21 protein-coding genes are annotated in these 18,472 nt (G+C 55.7%); 11 read left to right on the forward strand and 10 right to left on the reverse strand.

Annotated elements, in window-relative coordinates:
- The first annotated feature begins 100 nt into the window (after nt 1–100).
- Nucleotides 101–847 carry a bifunctional NADP-dependent 3-hydroxy acid dehydrogenase/3-hydroxypropionate dehydrogenase YdfG gene (gene ydfG / locus AC6I8J_RS09470; protein WP_497825640.1) on the forward strand — a complete coding sequence of 249 codons (747 nt, stop codon included), beginning with the start codon at nt 101–103 and terminating at the stop codon, nt 845–847.
- Nucleotides 848–878: 31 nt separating this feature from the next.
- Here ydfG and AC6I8J_RS09475 read toward each other — a convergent pair whose 3' ends face one another.
- On the reverse strand, nt 879–1,205 hold the full coding sequence (locus AC6I8J_RS09475) for a YnfA family protein (protein ID WP_061063722.1): 327 nt from the start codon (nt 1,203–1,205) through the stop codon (nt 879–881).
- A gap of 133 nt (nt 1,206–1,338) precedes the next feature.
- On the opposite strand from AC6I8J_RS09475, the gene AC6I8J_RS09480 reads away from it, so the two are divergent.
- On the forward strand, nt 1,339–1,662 hold the full coding sequence (locus AC6I8J_RS09480) for a DUF1283 family protein (protein ID WP_013357904.1): 324 nt from the start codon (nt 1,339–1,341) through the stop codon (nt 1,660–1,662).
- 45 nt (nt 1,663–1,707) lie between these two features.
- Nucleotides 1,708–2,004, forward strand: coding sequence for a DUF1161 domain-containing protein (locus AC6I8J_RS09485; RefSeq protein WP_161735904.1), 297 nt, complete (start codon nt 1,708–1,710; stop codon nt 2,002–2,004).
- 39 nt (nt 2,005–2,043) lie between these two features.
- On the opposite strand, the gene AC6I8J_RS09490 is transcribed toward AC6I8J_RS09485, so the two are convergent.
- Nucleotides 2,044–3,510, reverse strand: coding sequence for an MDR family MFS transporter (locus tag AC6I8J_RS09490; protein WP_285085753.1), 1,467 nt, complete (start codon nt 3,508–3,510; stop codon nt 2,044–2,046).
- A gap of 392 nt (nt 3,511–3,902) precedes the next feature.
- Between AC6I8J_RS09490 and AC6I8J_RS09495 the strand changes: the two genes are divergently transcribed.
- Genes AC6I8J_RS09495 through osmV form a run of 4 tightly spaced genes read left to right on the forward strand, consistent with a single transcriptional unit; the run spans nt 3,903 to nt 7,341 of the window.
- Nucleotides 3,903–4,619, forward strand: a complete 717-nt coding sequence (locus AC6I8J_RS09495; protein WP_222924012.1) for an ABC transporter permease — start codon at nt 3,903–3,905, stop codon at nt 4,617–4,619.
- Nucleotides 4,620–4,636: 17 nt separating this feature from the next.
- Nucleotides 4,637–5,548 carry a glycine betaine ABC transporter substrate-binding protein gene (locus AC6I8J_RS09500; RefSeq protein ID WP_161735898.1) on the forward strand — a complete coding sequence of 304 codons (912 nt, stop codon included), beginning with the start codon at nt 4,637–4,639 and terminating at the stop codon, nt 5,546–5,548.
- Nucleotides 5,549–5,557: 9 nt separating this feature from the next.
- Entirely contained in the window at nt 5,558–6,205 is a 648-nt protein-coding gene (gene osmW, locus AC6I8J_RS09505) for an osmoprotectant ABC transporter permease OsmW (protein ID WP_010244802.1), read from the forward strand.
- Nucleotides 6,205–7,341: an osmoprotectant ABC transporter ATP-binding protein OsmV gene (gene osmV, locus AC6I8J_RS09510; protein ID WP_480343848.1), complete on the forward strand. Its 1,137-nt coding sequence runs from the start codon at nt 6,205–6,207 to the stop codon at nt 7,339–7,341. The genes osmW and osmV overlap by 1 nt, the downstream gene beginning before the upstream one ends.
- Before the next feature lie 498 nt (nt 7,342–7,839).
- On the opposite strand, the gene AC6I8J_RS09515 is transcribed toward osmV, so the two are convergent.
- From AC6I8J_RS09515 to AC6I8J_RS09530, 4 genes are all read right to left on the reverse strand, one after another.
- Nucleotides 7,840–9,216 carry a nucleobase:cation symporter-2 family protein gene (locus AC6I8J_RS09515; protein WP_222924010.1) on the reverse strand — a complete coding sequence of 459 codons (1,377 nt, stop codon included), beginning with the start codon at nt 9,214–9,216 and terminating at the stop codon, nt 7,840–7,842.
- 180 nt (nt 9,217–9,396) lie between these two features.
- Entirely contained in the window at nt 9,397–10,095 is a 699-nt protein-coding gene (gene bioD / locus AC6I8J_RS09520; RefSeq protein ID WP_161735893.1) for a dethiobiotin synthase, read from the reverse strand.
- A 113-nt stretch (nt 10,096–10,208) separates the two neighbouring features.
- Nucleotides 10,209–11,426: a sugar metabolism global transcriptional regulator Mlc gene (gene mlc / locus AC6I8J_RS09525; protein ID WP_161735892.1), complete on the reverse strand. Its 1,218-nt coding sequence runs from the start codon at nt 11,424–11,426 to the stop codon at nt 10,209–10,211.
- Between the two features lie 130 nt (nt 11,427–11,556).
- Nucleotides 11,557–12,450: a LysR family transcriptional regulator gene (locus AC6I8J_RS09530; RefSeq protein WP_161735890.1), complete on the reverse strand. Its 894-nt coding sequence runs from the start codon at nt 12,448–12,450 to the stop codon at nt 11,557–11,559.
- Nucleotides 12,451–12,545: 95 nt separating this feature from the next.
- Between AC6I8J_RS09530 and ynfM the strand changes: the two genes are divergently transcribed.
- The 3 genes from ynfM to AC6I8J_RS09545 all read left to right on the forward strand — a co-directional run bounded on the left by ynfM (nt 12,546) and on the right by AC6I8J_RS09545 (nt 15,696).
- Nucleotides 12,546–13,796 carry a multidrug efflux MFS transporter YnfM/SxtP(Kp) gene (gene ynfM, locus AC6I8J_RS09535; RefSeq protein WP_497825305.1) on the forward strand — a complete coding sequence of 417 codons (1,251 nt, stop codon included), beginning with the start codon at nt 12,546–12,548 and terminating at the stop codon, nt 13,794–13,796.
- Nucleotides 13,797–13,964: 168 nt separating this feature from the next.
- Nucleotides 13,965–14,225, forward strand: coding sequence for a hypothetical protein (locus AC6I8J_RS09540; protein WP_253421966.1), 261 nt, complete (start codon nt 13,965–13,967; stop codon nt 14,223–14,225).
- Between the two features lie 286 nt (nt 14,226–14,511).
- On the forward strand, nt 14,512–15,696 hold the full coding sequence (locus AC6I8J_RS09545) for a sugar transporter (protein WP_161735885.1): 1,185 nt from the start codon (nt 14,512–14,514) through the stop codon (nt 15,694–15,696).
- A gap of 78 nt (nt 15,697–15,774) precedes the next feature.
- On the opposite strand, the gene bhsA (AC6I8J_RS09550) is transcribed toward AC6I8J_RS09545, so the two are convergent.
- Both bhsA (AC6I8J_RS09550) and bhsA (AC6I8J_RS09555) read right to left on the reverse strand, forming a co-directional pair.
- A complete protein-coding gene (bhsA, locus tag AC6I8J_RS09550; RefSeq protein WP_497825306.1) occupies nt 15,775–16,032 on the reverse strand; it encodes a multiple stress resistance protein BhsA in 258 nt (85 codons plus the stop codon).
- A 36-nt stretch (nt 16,033–16,068) separates the two neighbouring features.
- Nucleotides 16,069–16,326 (reverse strand): multiple stress resistance protein BhsA, encoded by a 258-nt coding sequence (gene bhsA / locus AC6I8J_RS09555; RefSeq protein ID WP_161735883.1) that lies wholly within the window; start codon nt 16,324–16,326, stop codon nt 16,069–16,071.
- A 308-nt stretch (nt 16,327–16,634) separates the two neighbouring features.
- On the opposite strand from bhsA (AC6I8J_RS09555), the gene AC6I8J_RS09560 reads away from it, so the two are divergent.
- A complete protein-coding gene (locus AC6I8J_RS09560; protein WP_497825307.1) occupies nt 16,635–17,285 on the forward strand; it encodes a TetR/AcrR family transcriptional regulator in 651 nt (216 codons plus the stop codon).
- A 34-nt stretch (nt 17,286–17,319) separates the two neighbouring features.
- Here the strand turns inward: AC6I8J_RS09560 and rhaM are convergent, their stop codons facing one another.
- The gene (gene rhaM, locus AC6I8J_RS09565; protein ID WP_161735880.1) at nt 17,320–17,634 is read right to left on the reverse strand and encodes an L-rhamnose mutarotase; all 315 of its coding nucleotides are present in this window, start codon (nt 17,632–17,634) and stop codon (nt 17,320–17,322) included.
- Nucleotides 17,624–18,466, reverse strand: coding sequence for a rhamnulose-1-phosphate aldolase (gene rhaD / locus AC6I8J_RS09570; RefSeq protein WP_285085750.1), 843 nt, complete (start codon nt 18,464–18,466; stop codon nt 17,624–17,626). The genes rhaM and rhaD overlap by 11 nt, the downstream gene beginning before the upstream one ends.
- Between the last annotated feature and the right edge of the window lie 6 nt (nt 18,467–18,472).

Consider the following 18,472-nt stretch of genomic DNA (forward strand, 5'->3'; position numbering starts at 1 on the left):
AAATCCGTTTACGGGCCAGGCTGCTTTTCCTCGCGCAGAAGCAGAAATGAAATGCTATGGTGAAGCCATCGACTCTGAAAATGGCATAAGGAACAGTGAGATGATTATCTTTGTCACCGGCGCGACTGCCGGTTTTGGTGAAAGCATCACCCGCCGCTTTATTGAGAACGGTCACAAAGTGATTGCGACCGGCCGACGCGCTGAACGTCTGAAAGCGCTGAAGGATGAGCTGGGCGACAACCTTTATACCGTGCAGCTGGATGTGCGTAACCGTGCCGCTATTGAAGAGGCGGTGGAACAGTTACCGGCCGAATGGCGCAATATCGACGTGCTGGTTAATAACGCCGGTCTGGCACTGGGCATTCAGCCTGCGCACAAGGCTAACGTGGAAGACTGGGAAAACATGATCGACACCAACACCAAGGGGCTGGTCTATATGACCCGTGCCCTGCTGCCACAGATGGTGGAGCGGGATGCAGGTCATATCATCAACATCGGGTCCATTGCCGGCAGCTGGCCGTATGCCGGAGGCAACGTTTATGGGGCGACCAAAGCCTTTGTGCGCCAGTTCAGCCTGAACCTGCGAACCGATCTGCACGGCACCGCACTGCGTGTGACCGACATTGAGCCGGGTCTGGTTGGCGGCACCGAGTTTTCCAACGTGCGCTTCAAAGGCGATGATGACAAAGCCGGTCAGGTCTATGAAGGCGCTACTGCTCTGACGCCAGAGGATGTGACAGAAGCAGTCTGGTGGGTCGCCACGCTGCCTAAGCATGTCAATATCAATAGTCTGGAGATGATGCCGGTCAGCCAGACGCTGGCGGGTCTTAAAGTACATAAGCCGTAAACCTCTGCCGCGCCAGCCATGATGGCTGGCGTTAACCGCGTCCCCAGCCCATGACGATGATCAGCATGCCGCTAAAGGCAATCAGTGCCCCGCTCCAGTCCCACGCACTTAACTTCACGCCATCCACCACCCGTAACCAGAGCAGTGCGGTGAGCACATAGACGCCACCGTAGGCGGCATACACTCGTCCGCTGGCAGCCGGATGCAGAGTCAGCAGCCAGACAAACAGCGCCAGACTGGCCGCGGCAGGCAGTAACAGCCACGCCGATCCCCCTTTTTTAAGCCATAGCCACGGCAGAAAGCAGCCGGTAATCTCCGCCAGCGCGGTTATAAAAAACAGCAAGGCGGTCTTAATCAGCACCCTTACCTCTCCTGAACGTAAACAAACGACTCACCGCTGGTGAGCAAAGAAACGGCGATGATATACTATGAGAACTCGCTGCAACAGCCGTCCCGGATGGCGATGTTTGCGTTAACTAAAGGATATTGTGATGAAAAAAATGATCCCTGCCGTGCTGATGGTGCTGCTCTCTACCGCGGCGTTGACTGCCACTGCGAATACTAACCGTCTGATCATTGAAGATGGCAGTTCTGCGCTGAGCAATGAAGCAGCGCGTCAGGACAAAGAGCAATGGAATGACACACGTATGCTGCGCAACAAAGTAAACACCCGCGTCGAAAAAGAGTTTGATAAAACCGACCGCGCCTTTGATACCCGAGACAAGTGCGAGCAGAGCCTCAATCTCAACGCGTACTGGGAACCTAACACCCTACGTTGCCTGGATCGCCGTTCAGGTCGCCCGGTAGCGCCGTAAATTTGAGCTATAGTAATGACGGACGACTAACATAAGGAAGACGTGATGAAGCTACAGAGGGTTTTGTTAAGCGCGGCGTTTTTATCTCTGCCGCTGATGGCGCAGGCATCCTGTGAATCGGTGAAAGCCGATATCAGCCAGAAAATCATTCAGAACGGTGTGCCTGAATCAGGTTTTAGTCTCGACGTTGTTGCCAACGATCAGGTTGATCAGGCGGGCGGTCAGGTCGTCGGACATTGTGAAAACGACACACAAAAGATTGTTTACAAGCGAACAGGCCGTGACGATGAAGCCAGCGTCCCTGCCAGTGCCGGCAGTTCTCAGGACGCGCCAGCACAGTAGTCAACGTCAAACCAGGGCGACATCCCGTCGCCCTGCCAGCTAGTCCGCCTGTTCCGGCCGCTGACGCGGCATCATCCATGCCACCCCCACCGCAAACAGCGCAATGACCAGTGCGACTACAAACACCCAGTGCAGTGAGACGGCTATCGCCGCCACCATCTGCTGCAGGTTTTCCGGCTGTAACTGCTGACGACCGGGTTCAGACATGACCTGCTGTACCGGATCCTGCACCTGCGGTAGTCGCCACTGCAGATTGAGATTCAGCACCGCGCCCATAATCGCCGTCCCCACCGCCGACCCGATCATCCGGCTGAACATGATAGACGCGGTACAGATCCCGCGGATCTGGTAGTCCGCCTGGTTCTGCACAGAGACCAGGAAGGTGGTACTGGTCATCCCCATGCCGGTGCCAATCAGAAACGCCGTGAAGCCTGCCTGATAGAGGGAGCTGGCGGGCTGCAGGAACAGCAGCAAGGCGCTGCCAGCGACCAGCAACAGCGCGCCGAGCTGGGCGGTAAAGCGGTAGGACGTGTGGAGCATCAGCCTGCCGCTCAGCGTGCTGGCCAGCGGCCAGCCAATTGACATCATCGCCAGCACACTGCCCGCCTGTAACGGTGAGCCGCCGTGTATCCCCTGAATCCAGGTGGGCAGAAACGCGCTGATGCCCATCATAGCCGCTCCGATAATCAGGTTGCCCGCATTGCCCGCCACAATAAGCCGGCTGCGCCAGATGATTAGCGGAAACAGCGGTGCCGCTGAACGCTGCTCATGGCGTTTAAGCTGCCAGCCCGCGAACAGGGAGAAAAGCAGGAACGGCACCAGCCAGACGCCAAGCTGTTCAGCCTGCAACAGCGCAATCAGCAACGCGGTCACGCAGAGCATCAGCCAGCTACTGCCCGCCAGATTCAGCGGCTTCGCTGTCTCCTCCTTCTGGTGCGCCGGTAACCAGCGCGCCAGCATCAGCATGCTGATCAGGCCTATCGGCAGATTGACCCAGAAAATCACCGACCAGCTAAAGTGCTGCACCAGCCAGGCGCCGGTCAATGGCCCGACTATCGCCGCCACACCCCACACGCTGGAGAGCCAGCCCTGCACGCTGGCGCGTTCACGCGGTGAATAGATGTCGGCCACAATGGTGGAGCTGAGCGGCATAATCGCGCCCGCTCCCAGGCCCTGAAACGCCCGGAAAAGAATCAGCCAGGTCATGGTGTGGGCAAAGCCACACAGCACCGATCCCACCAGGAAGATGGCGGTGCCGACAAATAACATCGTTTTCCGACCCACCATATCCGCCAGCCGCCCGTAAAGCGGCACGCTGACCGCCTGCGTCAGCAGATAGATTGAGAAGACCCAGCCAAACTGAGAAAAACCGCCAAGGTCAGCAATAATGGTCGGCATCGCAGTGGCCACAATAGTGACTTCAATGGCCGCCATAAACATTGCCAGCATGCAGGCAATTAAGATCCAGTGGCGATGCCCGGTCTGGAGTTGTGCGCTTTCAGTCATAGGGTTCCTTTTTTAATCTGCAAGGCTAGCTCAAAAACAGCCAAAGCAGTTTCCCGCGCGTGCGCATCTTCTGCGCCATCTGTGACGGTGTCACCTAAAGTCGATGAATATTTTTTATTGTCGCATTAGCCCAGCGGCTACGCGGCTTTAACACACTTTTAACCTGTTTCTATCTGCCTGATAGATGGCTTAAAAGCTGGCTTGTGCAAAAAAGGCCTGCTATAGCATTACCCCATCTTGTTCGGTATTTACTGAAAAAGAGTGGATAAACAGTCATTTTATCTACATTTTATCGCAGTTTCGGTTTTGGGCGCGGCGGCAGTTTTTGTCGCACCTGTCGGGCTGTTTATGGTTGTTATAACAATTGAGATCGTCATCAGGGAGATTCTCCTATGCAAAATGCTTCACTGGCCCGACGCGCCGGTCTGGCACTGCTTGCAGTGGTCGCGGTGATCGCAGTACTGATCTGGGGCTTAGGCTGGGATCAGCTGGTCGCACGTAAAGTCGATCTGCTTTATCTCGGGCAGCAACACCTCTTCTTAGTTTTCTGGTCAATGTTGTTCGCTCTGCTGGTCGGTATTCCCAGCGGCATCCTGCTCAGTCGCCCGTTTGCGCGTCGCTGGGCCGAGTATGTGATGCAGATTTTCAATGTCGGTAACACTCTGCCACCGCTCGCGGTACTGGCACTGGCGATGGTTATCATCGGGATTGGCGACCGTCCGGCGCTGATTGCGCTGTTTCTGGCGTCGCTGCTGCCCATCGTCCGCAACACCTTCTCCGGTCTGAGCGCAGTTCCTCCGTCGCTGATTGAGGCCGCCAACGGCATCGGCATGACCAAATGGCAACGTCTGCGTCAGGTTGAACTGCCTAACGCGATGCCAGTGATCCTGGCAGGCGTGCGCATCGCCACCGCCATCAATGTCGGCACCGCGCCACTGGCCTTCCTGATTGGTGCCAGCAGCTTTGGCGAGCTGATCTTCCCGGGTATCTATCTGAATGACTTTCCGACACTGATTCTGGGTGCCGTTGCTACTGCGCTGGTGGCACTGGTTCTGGATATGATGCTGGCCGCGCTGGGCCGCTTTCTGAGTCCGCACGCTGCGGCCTGACCACAAGGAGCTTTGCAATGCTAACGAAGTGGATTAAGAAAAGCGCTGTCGCGCTGACCGCGACGCTGCTGCTTAGCCAGACGGCACAGGCGGCGGCCCCGCTGGTGATGGCGACCAAGAGCTTTACCGAACAGCATATCCTGTCAGCGATGACGGTGCTGTGGCTACAGAAAAAAGGCTTTGAGGTGGTGCCCAAACGTAATATCGCCACCACCATTGGCCGTAACGCGCTGCTGAATAAGCAGATTGATATGGTCTGGGAATATACCGGTACGTCACTGATTATCTTCAACCACATCAGCCAGCCGATGTCTTCACAACAGGCCTATGAGACGGTGAAAAAACTGGACGGAAAACTGGGGCTGGTCTGGCTGAACCCGGCACCGATGAACAACACCTACGCCTTTGCCATGACTCAGGAGCGGGCCAAAAAAGAGGGCATCACTACGATGTCACAGCTGGTCGCGAAAGTGGAACAGGTTCGTCAGTCTGACCCGGACCACAACTGGCGACTGGGACTGGACCTGGAGTTTGCAGGTCGTTCAGACGGCCTGAAACCGCTGCAGAAGACTTATAATCTGGCGCTGGATCGCCCGCAGATCCGTCAGATGGATCCGGGCCTGGTCTATAACGCCATTCGCGACGAATTTGTGGATGCCGGTCTGATCTACACCACCGATGGCCGGGTTAAGGGCTTTAACCTGAAAGTGCTGGAGGATGATAAACACTTCTTCCCGAGCTACAACGTGACGCCGGTCGTGCGTCAGGATGTGCTGGCGAGTCATCCAGGGCTGGATAGTGCCCTTAATCAGCTCTCTGCACAGATCACCAATGAGGCGATTACCGAGCTGAACAAGCGGGTCGATATCGATCATCAGTCACCGGAAAAAGTGGCACGTGATTTCCTTCAATCCAAAAACATGCTGTAAGGAGGCACTGTGGATACCCTTCACTACATCATGGATAACTGGAGCACCCTGCTCACTCTGAGCTGGCAGCACAGCTGGCTGGTGCTGGTTGCGGTCGGTCTGGCCATTGTGATTGGCGTGCCGCTGGGCATTCTGATCGTGCGCGTCAGATGGTTAGCAACGCCGATTCTCGGTATCGCTACCGTAGTACTGACTATCCCGACCATTGCGCTGTTTGGTCTGATGATCCCGCTGTTTTCGCTGATCGGTCAGGGCATCGGTGCGCTGCCAGCCATTACCGCCGTGTTCCTCTACTCGCTGCTGCCGATTGTGCGTAATACCCATACCGCGCTGGAGAATCTGCCGGACGGTCTGCGTGAAGCGGGTCGCGGCATTGGCATGACCTTCTGGCAGCGTCTGCGCTGGGTTGAAATCCCGATGGCGCTACCGGTGATTTTTGGTGGCATCCGAACCGCTGTGGTGATGAACGTTGGCGTGATGGCGATTGCCGCCGTGATTGGCGCGGGCGGTCTGGGCCAGCTGCTGCTGGATGGTATCAGTGGCAGTGATATTCGTATGTTAATTGCCGGCGCATTGATGATCTGTCTGCTGGCTATTTTTCTTGACTGGCTGCTGCACCGTTTGCAGCAGGCGCTGACTCCAAAGGGGATTCGATAATGATTACGCTGGAAAACCTGACGAAAACCTTTACCCAGAAAAACGGCATGACTAATAAAGCCGTCGATAACGTCAGCCTGCATGTGCCAGCCGGTGAGATGTGCGTGTTGTTGGGGCCATCAGGCTGCGGCAAAACCACCACGCTGAAGATGATTAACCGTCTGATTCCGGCCACCAGTGGTCGGATCCTGATCAATGGCGAAGATACCAGTACTCAGGACACCACCACCCTGCGCCGCAACATTGGCTATGTGATCCAGCAGATTGGCCTGTTTCCCAACATGACTATCGAAGAGAACATTACCGTTGTGCCACGCATGCTGGGCTGGAATAAGAAGCAGTGTCATGAGCGCGCCACGGAATTAATGAGCATGGTGGCACTGGACCCTAAAAAGTTCCTGCACCGCTATCCGCGTGAGATGTCTGGCGGTCAGCAGCAGCGTATCGGCGTCATTCGTGCGCTGGCGGCGGATCCACCGGTATTGCTGATGGATGAGCCGTTTGGTGCTGTCGACCCGATTAACCGTGAAGTGATTCAGAACGAGTTTCTCGACATGCAGCGTCAGCTTAAGAAAACCGTGATGCTGGTGAGTCACGACATCGATGAGGCGCTGAAACTCGGCGATCGCATCGCGGTATTTGGTCAGGGCAGGATCGTGCAATGCGCCAGTCCGGATGAACTGCTCGCGACGCCAGCCAATGATTTCGTTGGCTCGTTTGTCGGTCAGGACCGCACGCTTAAGCGTCTGTTACTGGTGCAGGCGGGTGACGTAACCGATCAGCAGCCGACCATCACCGTGCGCCGCTCGACGCCGCTGGATGAAGCCTTTGGCATGATGGATGATAACGACATGCGGTCGATTACCGTTGTTGATGAGGATGGCAAACCGCTGGGCTTCGTGAAGCGTCGTGAGGCGCGTAACGTTAGCGGCCGCTGTGAAGAGAAGCTGCATACCTTTAAGGTGACCGGTAAAGCCGAAGAGAACCTGCGAGTGGTGTTGTCGAAACTCTATGAGCACAACACGGTCTGGATGCCGATTGTTGATGAAGAGGGGCGCTACAGCGGGGAAATTTCGCAGGATTATATCGCGGATTATCTCAGCTCGGGTCGTACCCGTCGTCGTCTGAATCCATAGTGCAGTCAGACGAAAGGGCCGCCATGGCCCTTTCAATCGCAGAGAAACCCTAATCCGGGTGAAACTGACAGCAATACAAAAGTTTAATGCGCAGGGAACCGGGTCAGAAGAGGAAAGCGTCCCGCGCCATGGACAAAAACGCCGGGAGCGTTTTTGAACAACGCAACGCGTTGGCCCGGCTACGGGCGCACCTCATGGATGAGGTGCGTAATCGCGCGGGTCGAGCAGTCAGGGATGACTCTTTTGCGTCTTTCCGATCTGATCCGGTTCCCTTCGCAGACTCGGTCTTATAGCGAATCAGTTTACGGGCTACATGGGACCATTCTTTCTGGTATTTCAGGTAATGGCTCAGGGAGCATACGCCCGCCGCAAAGACGCAAAACCCGCCATCCCTGGCCCGCTATACTTTGCTACTGGCGTATGCTCCCATCGCTTTGAATTTCTGCGTTGTCTGTAAGGACAACATCGGCCCTTCTGCATTTAACGGCTTTTTAGCTTTTAGCTCTCCGTGAGCGTTTCCGCCTCCACCTCTGCCACCGCAGGTGCCTCGTCTGGCAGGACCAGATTGAGCACAATCGCCAGAATGCCGCCGGTTGTCACTGCGTGACCAAATAAATGGTTAATCAGCGGCGGGAACTGCTTCAGCACCTCCGGCACCGCTTCCACCCCCAGACCAATCCCGAATGAGATCGCGACAATCAGCATCTCGCGGCGACCCAGCGGCGTCTGGGTCATTACCCGGATACCGGCAGCGACTACACTGCCAAACATCACCACTGTCGCTCCACCCAGTACGGGTGGCGGAATCTGCTGCAACAGCGACCCAACATAGGGAAAGAGCCCCAGCAGCGCCAGCATAATCCCCAGAAGCATACCGACATAACGACTGGCGACGCCGGTCATCTGGATCACGCCATTGTTCTGCGCGAAGGTGGTGTTTGGAAATGCGGAGAAGACCGCGGCCAGCACGCAGCTCAGGCCGTCGGCAACAAGGCCGCCCTGCAACCGCTGCTGAAAAGGTTTACCAGTGATTGGCTGCCGGGAAATCAGGCAGTTAGCGGTGAGATCCCCGACCGCTTCAATCACCGCAATCACAGACACCAGCGCAATCGGCAGAAAAATGGTCCAGTCAAAGGCGAAACCAAACCGGAAGAAAGCAGGCAACACCAGCCAGCTGCTCTCCGGCGCGGCCCTGAGTTGCAGATGACCGGTTAAGGCTGCTGCAATACATCCCACCGCGATGCCGGCCACTACCGCCACCAGTCGCGCCCAGCGGTTACGCGAGCGGTTCAGCGCCACGATCACCAGCAGCGTCAACGCACCCAGCGCCAGATTCCCCGGCGAGCCAAAATCTGTGGCGTTGTGACCACCCGCCCAGTCAGTGATGCTGACTTTTATCAGGCTGATGCCTATCAGGGTTATTACCGTACCGGTTACCACTGGTGTCAGCACTTTGCGCAGCGTGCCGACGCAGCGACTGATCAGAACCGGGATCAGCGCCGCCGCCAGGTTGCAGCCAAACAGCATCGCCATAATCTCTTCGGGCGAACCGCCGCGCCCTTTTACCATCAGGCCACCGGAGAGAATCACGCCCAGAAATGCGAAACTGGTACCCTGCAGGCAGATCATGCCCGCCCCGACGCCATAAAAACGTCTGGCCTGCATAAACGTGCCTAAGCCGGAGACGAACAGCGACATGCTAATCAGATAAGGAATATAGGCCTGCAATCCCAGAACCGAGCCAATAATCAGGGGGGGTGTGATAATGCCCACCACGCTGGCCAGCAGATGTTGCAGCGCGGCAAAGAACGCCGGGATGGGGCCAATGCGGGCTTCAAGCCCATATAACAAACCTTTCTCGTGCGAGTGCGACATGATGGGGCTCCAGCTCAGTGTGATAAGCGGAGTTAATGCATTTTCTGCGCCATGACGTCAGGGTTTCGCGATATCCGATCCAGGTCTTTCAATTCTAAATGGAAATAGTTAAAGACAGCCGACAACAAGCCTGAAACTTTAGGCTCATTGCCGACTCAGATGACTTAGTTTGTTTCATAATCAGGCGATCTTTGCACTCACAGCGTGCAGATTGTTCTGCTCCAGCAGAGAAATATCGATGTAAGAGGTCAGATCACGCTGTTCTGCACGCGGCAGATAAGGCAGCTCGCCGAGTAGCGGCGCACTAATTTTTTCACGCAGAATCTCAATAATGTCGCTGTACTGCGCCAGTCCCGGATTGATGCGATTGGCCACCCAGCCCACCAGTGGCAGTCCATCCTGCGCTATCGCTTCTGCGGTTAACAGGGCGTGACTGATACAGCCCGACTGGATGCCGACCACCAGTACCACCGGCAATTGCTGCTCAACGACCCAGCAGGAGAGCGGACGTCCGTCGTTCATCAGGCTGCGCCAGCCACCTGTGCCCTCAACAACCACCCGATCGGCCTGCTGCGTCAGGCTGGTTAATCCCCGGGTCAGCAATCCGTAATCGATAATCTGCCCCGGATGGGTGCAGATCTCCTCTTCCTGGAAAGCCAGCGGATTGATCGCCTGGTATGCCAGGTCGATTGACGACGCGCTTTGCAGAACCTGTGCATCTTTGTTACGCAGGCCATCCGCGGTTTTGACAGCACAGCGCGCGACGGGCTTGAAGCCCACAGCACTCTGTCCGGTCTCGATAAAACTTTGTAACAGTGCGCGGGACACTACCGTTTTGCCTACTGCGGTGTCGGTGCCGGTAACAAATAGTCTGTTCACTCAACTTCTCCTCTCGAACCGTTGCGGTTAATCGGTGATTAACCTTGCTGCGAACCGGCATTTTAAGGAATGGAGGATGAGAACAGATTGCGTTAGCGCAAGTTCAGGCCTGCTTAACCTTGCAACAGTTTCACTAACAGGTGTCCGTTGTAGAGCGCATCTTTGATCAACGCGGCTCCGCCCAGCGTTCCAGGCTCGCTGAATTCAGTAGGTGCCAGCTGAATACCAGCACTGTAGGCAGGCAGTGACTGCTGCAGAATAGTGTTGCGCACTGCGGGAAACAGCACATCAGCGGCGGCATTGAGAGGAGAACCGATAAGAATATGTTGTGGATTAAAAATGTTGACCATCATTGCCAGGATCCGCCCAACGTGATGCCCGACGCTGGCAATGGTGTCACGCGCCAGACGATCACCCGACTGCGCGGCCGCACACAGTGAAGTCAGCGTCAGCGGCTGGTTATTGAGCAGACTGTCAGGCTGGGCAGGCAGACGCTGCGCCGCCAGCGCCAGCAAACTGCCGGTGCTGGCTACCGTCTCCAGACAGCCATGATTCCCGCAATAGCACTGCTGGCCATAAGGGTCGATCTGAGTATGGCCAATCTCAACCAGCGCCCGGCCACTTTTATGCAGTAGCTGACCGCCACTGATGACGCCAGCCCCCACGGTTTCATCAATCACAATCTGAATCACATCCTGCGCGCCCCGGGAAGCACCAAACAGCGACTCCGCCAGCGTCCAGGCTGAAATGTCATGCTGCACAAACACCGGTAAGCCGGTTCGCGCCGCCAGCGCATCGCCCAGCGGCATATCGCGTACCTGATAACCCGGCAGCCGATGCACCACGCCTGATGCCGCGTTGATCAGCCCCGGCAGCGTAATGGCGATGGCCGTGAGACGCTCCAGCTTCTTCTGATGACGAATAAAGAAAGCATCGACCTGGTCAATCAGCGAGGTCAGTAAGGGCTGAGCAGCTTCATCCGGCAGAGGGAGACTCTCTTCTGCCAGCTCACGGCTGCTGAGATCGCGCAACGTAAAGGTCATGGCACCGCGATGCAGACGAATCGCCAGATAGTGCCAGGCGTCGGTATCCAGTATCAGGCCAATGGCCGGACGGCCACGGCTGCCGGGATCCTGAAACTCAGTCTCCTGCACCAGATGCGCATCCAGCATCTCGCGCACAATTTTGGTTATGCTGGCCGGAGCAAGCTGGGCACGGCGGGAAAGTTCGATACGCGAAATGGGACCGTAACGGTCAATTAATCGATATACGACACCTGCATTAGTCTGCTTGATCTGGTCAATGTGGCCAGGTTGACTGTCCGGATTCACAACCCTGCTCCCGGTTATTTTCGCGCTTCTAAATAAACATGCGCCATGGTGAGGCAGATCAGGCGACAGCGTCAAATATTTGATTAGAAATGTGATTTATCGCACAGATTGATGCTGTGTCACGCTCGCTTCAGGCGTGGTTTTCACGCAGCAACGCCATCATATTCTCCATCTGCGCATTTATTTCGCGTCCGGCTGACCAGACCAGCCAGAGTTCTGAAATCGCATCCTCTTCCGTTAAGGGCAGCCAGACCAAATCGGCCAGCCGTGCCCGGCGAAAGGAGGCGGGCAGAATGGAAACGCCTAAACCGGTTGCCACCAGCCCCAGGATGGTCATCGCCTCACCCACTTCCTGGGTGATGTAAGGCTTGATGTGGTAGCGGTGCAGCAATGCCAGAATATCGCTATAGAGCGCGGTTCCGCCCTGAGGATCGAAAAAGACAAAGGGTTCAGCCGCCAGCGCCGTCACAGAGATCTTTTCAGCCTCAGCCAGCAGATGCGCCTTGTGCACCACGGCATAGAGCGGCTCGCTCAGTAGCAGCTGATGACGCAGGTCGGCGGGCAGCGGCGTGTTGCGCATCACGCCGAGATCGAGCCGTCCGTCATGTAACGGTGCCAGTTGCTGGCGAGTGTTGATCTCCTGCATCTGAATATGCACCTGCGGCCAGCGCTGACGAAACTGGAACAGCGCATCAGAAACCACGGCGGTAAACGGAGCCGATGAGGTAAAGCCGATCCGCAGCTCTCCCTCTTCGCCACGATGTAACCGGGAAGCGCGATCGGCAGCCTGCTCAACCTGCAACAGTATCGCCCGGGCATCGCTCAGCAACTGATGGCCGGCGGCGGTCAGCTGCACGCTGCGGTTGTTACGGGTAAACAGCCTTGCGCCGGTCTCCGCCTCCAGCTGAATAATCTGCTGGCTGAGCGGCGGTTGGGAAATATTCAGACGCTGGGCTGCCCGCCCGAAATGGAGCTCTTCCGCCACCGCAATGAAGTAGCGCAGATGACGCAGTTCGATATTCATATTTTAAACGTCTTATTTGAGATTATTAATATATTAGACAACATAATGCCACTTTCCTATGCTGACGACAGGTTTTCAGACTGAGAGGAAGATGTGTGAGTCGCTCAATACAGGCCACAGTGGATGAGAAAGCGGTGGCTGAACCGCAGGAGTCCGTTGCCGCAGCAGGTCATATCCGGCGGGGAACACCCGCTTTTATGCGCGTCACGCTGGCGCTTTTCTCTGCGGGGCTGGCGACGTTTGCCCTGCTCTACTGCGTGCAGCCGATTCTGCCGGTGCTGTCACAGCAGTTTGGTGTTTCTCCGGCGACCAGCAGCCTGTCGCTCTCTATCTCTACCGGCCTGATGGCGCTGGGTCTGCTGGTGACCGGGCCGCTCTCTGATGCTATCGGGCGCAAATCGGTAATGGTGACCGCTCTGATGCTGGCGGCCATCTGCACGCTGATCTCCGCCACCATGACCAGCTGGCACGGCATTCTGATTATGCGGGCGCTGATGGGACTGTCGCTCAGCGGTGTTGCGGCGGTCGGTATGACCTATCTTAGCGAGGAGATGGATGCGCGGGTCGTCGCCTTTTCAATGGGGTTGTATATCAGCGGTAACTCAATTGGCGGGATGAGCGGGCGTCTGTTAAGCGGTGTCCTGACCGACCTCTTCTCCTGGCGCATCGCCGTGGCGGTGATTGGCTGTTTTTCGCTGGCCTCAGCGCTGATGTTCTGGAAGATCCTGCCTGCATCGCGTCATTTCCGCCCCATCACGCTGCGTCCGCGTAATCTGCTGATTAACTTCCGGCTGCACTGGCGCGATCCGGGCCTGCCCTGGCTGTTTGCCGAAGGCTTTCTGCTGATGGGTGCCTTCGTCACCCTGTTTAACTATATTGGCTACCGTTTACTGGATGCGCCCTGGCATCTCAGCCAGGCCGTGGTGGGTCTGTTATCAGTGGTCTATCTCACCGGCTCATGGAGTTCACCTAAAGCGGGTGCGCTGACCAGTCGTCTGGGACGCGGGCCGGTGATGCTGGGCGCAACAGCCATCATGCTGCTGGGTTTGCTGGTCACTGCCTTTAACTCGCTCTGGCTGATTCTGCCTGGAATGATGCTGTTCACCGCCGGTTTTTTTGCCGCTCATGCGGTCGCCAGCGGCTGGATTGGTCCCCGTGCACGCCGGGCGCGTGGGCAGGCTTCCTCGCTCTATCTGTTCAGTTACTACGTGGGTTCCAGCGTGGCGGGCACGCTGGGCGGTCTGTTCTGGCATAATTTTGGCTGGAGCGGAATCACGCTGTTTATCAGCGTTCTGCTGATCCTGGCGCTGCTGGTTGCCTCGCGTCTGCATAGAAAAAGACTCTGACCGTTTTCTCCCGAGCCAGGCTCCGACCTCTCCAGCGGGCCTGGCAGCTTATCATGCTGAACATTCCCTTCAGATCCATAACAAACAAAACGTGCTTTTCCCGCTATAATCCTTTTTATTGTAATAATTCATCTGCTTTGCCTTTTAACACGGCAACAAGGACCGCCTGTGGCTCTCTACTACTACGTTAATAAACAATCGGGATATAACGATAATCATGTTGTTCATGCCGCGGGCTGCCCCCATCTTCCTGACATGGATAACCGACTGTTTCTGGGCAGTTTTTATCATGTGAATGCCGCCATTCTGCAGGCAAAAAAATATTATGCGGGAGCCATCGGCTGCGAAAACTGCTGTCCGCTTAATCACAGCGACCCGCAGGCCAGTCAGCTTAGTGTGGCCCTGAAACATACTACGCCATCGCGTTAATCAAACGGACAGCCCAGAGGTGAAACGCTTCCCGCTGTGCTGTTCCATGACATCCTGCCTGAGGGTAACCCGCTGCTCTGAATGATGATTGCACCTCTTCGCTCCTGATAACCTCAGGCTATCGCCCTGTGACAGGGAGATAATTAAAAATCAGCAATAAAAGGCATTTATAAGGTTTCGCTTCCCGCTTTATTCACTACAATGGTCAGTAATTTGTGACGCAGGTCACTTTCACTGGATGTTTCTGCCACATCCGATTTCGCTGTACTGACTGACTTGACTCCTCATGCAACCAACAACTGTTTCACGTAAAACTGCCTGGCTACGCGTGGTATTGCTGGCCATCGCCGCATTTGTCTTCAATACCACCGAGTTCGTGCCGGTTGGCCTGTTGTCCGATATCGCTGCTGACTTTTCAATGCAGACGGCTGATGTCGGGATCATGCTGACCATCTACGCCTGGGTAGTCGCACTGCTTTCACTGCCGCTGATGCTGCTGACCCGCAACATTGAGCGACGGCTGCTGCTGGGCGTGTTGTTCCTGATTTTTATCGTCAGCCACATACTTTCGACCGTCGCCTGGGATTTCCGGTCGCTGATGGTATCGCGCGTCGGCATCGCCCTGTCTCATGCGGTGTTCTGGTCGATCACCGCCTCGCTGGCGATTCGTGTTGCCCCGGCGGGTAAAAAAACCCAGGCGCTGAGTATGCTGGCGACCGGTACCGCGCTGGCGATGGTGCTGGGCGTGCCGATTGGCCGCGTAGTGGGACAGTATCTTGGCTGGCGCACCACTTTCGGCGCAATTGGGCTTTCGGCTCTGGTGCTGATGATCATGCTGGTACGTATTCTGCCACGCTTGCCGAGTGAGCATACCGGTTCGCTGAGCAGCGTCCCGATGCTGTTTCGTCGTCCGGCGCTGGTCAGCATGTATCTGCTGGTGACGCTGGTGGTGACCGCGCATTACACCGCCTACAGCTATATCGAGCCATTTATGCAGACCGTCGCGCACGCCAGCGGCAATTTCACAACCCTGCTGCTGCTGCTGTTTGGTTCAGCGGGCATTATCGGCAGCCTGCTCTTCAGTACGCTGGGTAACAAATTTCCTTCCGCCCTGCTGATTGCTGCCATTGCGCTGATCACCCTTTGCATGGGCCTGCTGATCTTTGCCGCCGTCCGCCCTGCAGCTATCTCCACGCTGTGCGTTGTCTGGGGAGTGGCGATGATGATGATCGGGCTGGGTATGCAGGTGCGGGTACTCTCGCTGGCACCAGATGCCACGGATGTTGCAATGTCGCTGATGTCCGGTATCTACAATATTGGTATTGGCGCGGGCGCGCTGCTGGGTAACCAGGTCAGTCTCCATCTGGGCATGGCTGAAGTGGGGAATGTCGGCGGGATGATTGGTCTGGTGGCGTTGCTGTGGTGTGTTTATATTTTCCGACGCTATCCGCAGTTACGCAGTAACGGATAATCAGCGCGGTACTAAATAAAAAAGGCTTCAGATAAGTAGGTTTATCTGAAGCCTTTTTATGATTATTTATAGCGCCTGTTACTTATAAAAAACGGCTGTGCCATGCAGGTTGTTGCTGCCAGAGGTCGAAGTGATGCGGAAAGACTTTGCGCCGACATCGCTGGCCTTCTCTGACAGCTGCTGCTCCAGCGAGGTCAGATTCGTGCTGCCCGTTGCGCTGATGACACCGATTTTTTGCTGATCCAGCGGGGTGCTGCTTACCTGTTGGGCCGCCACGCTGGCAAAGGAGAGGCCACTTAGCACCGCCGCCGCGACCATCATATTGATACGTTTCATAACGAACCCCTTCTCACTTCATCTGTTGAAACCAAATTACTGATAAATCACAGCCGTGCCGTGCAGTTTATTCTGGCCGCTGGTTGAGGTGATGCGGAATGATTTCGCACCGGCTTCATCAGCTTTGGCACTCAGCTGTGATTCAAGGGAAGTCAGGTTGGTGCCACCTTGTACTGAGATGGTGCCTACTGGCTGCTGATTAGACGGCTCACTGGTCACGAGATCAGCGGCATAAGCGCCAAAGGTCAGGGTAGTCAGTAGCAGTGCTGCCAAAGTAGTTTTGATGGTTTTCATAAAATTCTCTCTATTCGGTATTTGAATTCGGATGGTCTGAGTCAAGTTGTCGTCGTTTAATTAACGAACGTTAAATAAATGATAGACTCTGATCCGATTCGTCGTCAATATTTATTTAATGAGCGTTATTTTATTCGTGATGTGGCGTGATTATGGGCTTCAGCCCCTTTTCTGACTTAACCATAGGGGCGGTAAGATTGCGCCGACGCACAAAATGACAACGCTTGTGGGTGACGTTTTTAATGGACCTTGCACATTTTTATAATGATCGGTAATTTAATAAGATGTTTTACTGTCTGAGAGGGTGTATGAGTCAGGTTCAGGATTGCGATGTAAAAAAATGCCGCGGCCGACCCAAAGTGTTCGATCGCGAAGCCGCGCTTGATAAAGCTCTGACCCTGTTCTGGACGCACGGTTACGAGGGAACCTCTCTCGCCGATCTGGTCGCCGCAACCGGCGCAAAAGCGCCAACCCTCTACGCAGAATTTGTGAATAAAGAGGGACTATTTCGCGCAGCGATGGAGCGTTATGTAGAGAAGTTCAGCGCATGGCGTAAAGCGGCATTAGGCGATGATCAGTTACCGGTGGATCGGGCCATTGAAGCCTATTTCCGCTCTACTGCAGCCTGTTTTACCGAACGTGACTCTCCCGGTGGGTGCTTCTTTATCTGCACCTCAACTGCCCTGTCGGCGGCGTCGGCAGAGATTGCCGCCATGCTACAACAGCAACATCAGTCGCAGGAGCATGTGCTGAGTGATTTTTTGCTGGCGCGCCAGCGACATGGCGAACTGAGTGCGGCAGTAAATATTCCGGCGCTGTCACGTTATCTGAGTTGTATGCTGCAGGGCATGTCAGTGCGCGCGCGCGAAGGCGCAGAGCGTGACGATCTTGAGGGTATTATTGATACGCTGATGGCCATGTGGCCAACGCTGACCGGCTTGTGTCAGGCTAAGCGTTAGAGTATCAGGGCGGCGATGCCGCCCTTTCCCTGCTTTATTCCAGAAAGAACACTGGTTTCAATGACTGACTGATCGGGCTGTTATCCGCATTAGACGGCATCACATCTTTCATTGATGCCCACCAGCGCTGACACACCTCGGTTTTTGCCACCGCTTCCCAGCGTGCTTCAGATTCAATCTCAACGCTGGCGAACAGCAGACTCCGCTCTGCGTCCAGCCAGATGGCATAGTTATGCGCGCCGTGTGCTTTCAGCGTCTCAGCCAGTTCAGGCCAGATTGGGGAGTGACGACGCTCATACTCTGCATGACAGTCGGCATTCACCTGCATCACAAAGGCTTTACGCAGCATTGGCTGGCCCCACATCCAGCGCCGGTTGCCACGGCTTCACGCCAAAGCGCTCACCCAAGGCAATCAGCTGTTCGGTGGTGATGCTCTGGCGAATTCCGCCCATTGAAAGCACTTTGACGATCACTTCTGACGATTTTTCCGCCGTATCAATCAGACCAAAGGTTTCATCGAGTGTCGGGCCTGTGCCAAAGACGCCGTGGAATGGCCACATCACCAGGGTGTGAGACTGCATCTGTCCGGCAGTCGCAGTGCCGATTTCATCGGTGCCAGGAACCATCCATGGCAGCACACCCACGCCATCCGGGAAGACCACCAGACATTCGGTACTGCCTTCCCACAGCAAACGGGTAAAGCGTGCAGAGTCCATCTCAACCACGTAACTCAGAGCCATAAAGTTGGTCGCATGGCAGTGCATTATCACCCGATCTGCGCCTTTGCTGACGGCTTTACGTACCGCATGAGACTGAAAGTGTGATGCCAGCTCAGAGGTGGGCAAACCGCCATTCGACAGGCCCCAGTGAATTTTATAGGAAAGTCCCTTGTCATCCACCTGCAGCAGTGCCAGACAATCCGCCGGATCCAACTGGACGTTGCGCATGAATTTACCTGACCCGGTTACCAGAAACCAGTCATTCGCCAGCGCTGGCGCTGGCTGTGTCAGCTCAATGCAACGCGGCTCCTTATAGAAATCGGTGGCGAAGGGCTTAACCTCCTCCTCCAGCAGACGGAGGCTGACGTTACCGCCGTTACGTTCGTCCCAGCCCTTGAGCCACATGTCGCTGGTCGCTTTGACCATTCCCTTAACAAATCCGGAAGAAAGAATGCTTTGCATAGTGAA

The organism is Pantoea sp. X-Soil-ISGK-355, assembly GCF_059730805.1.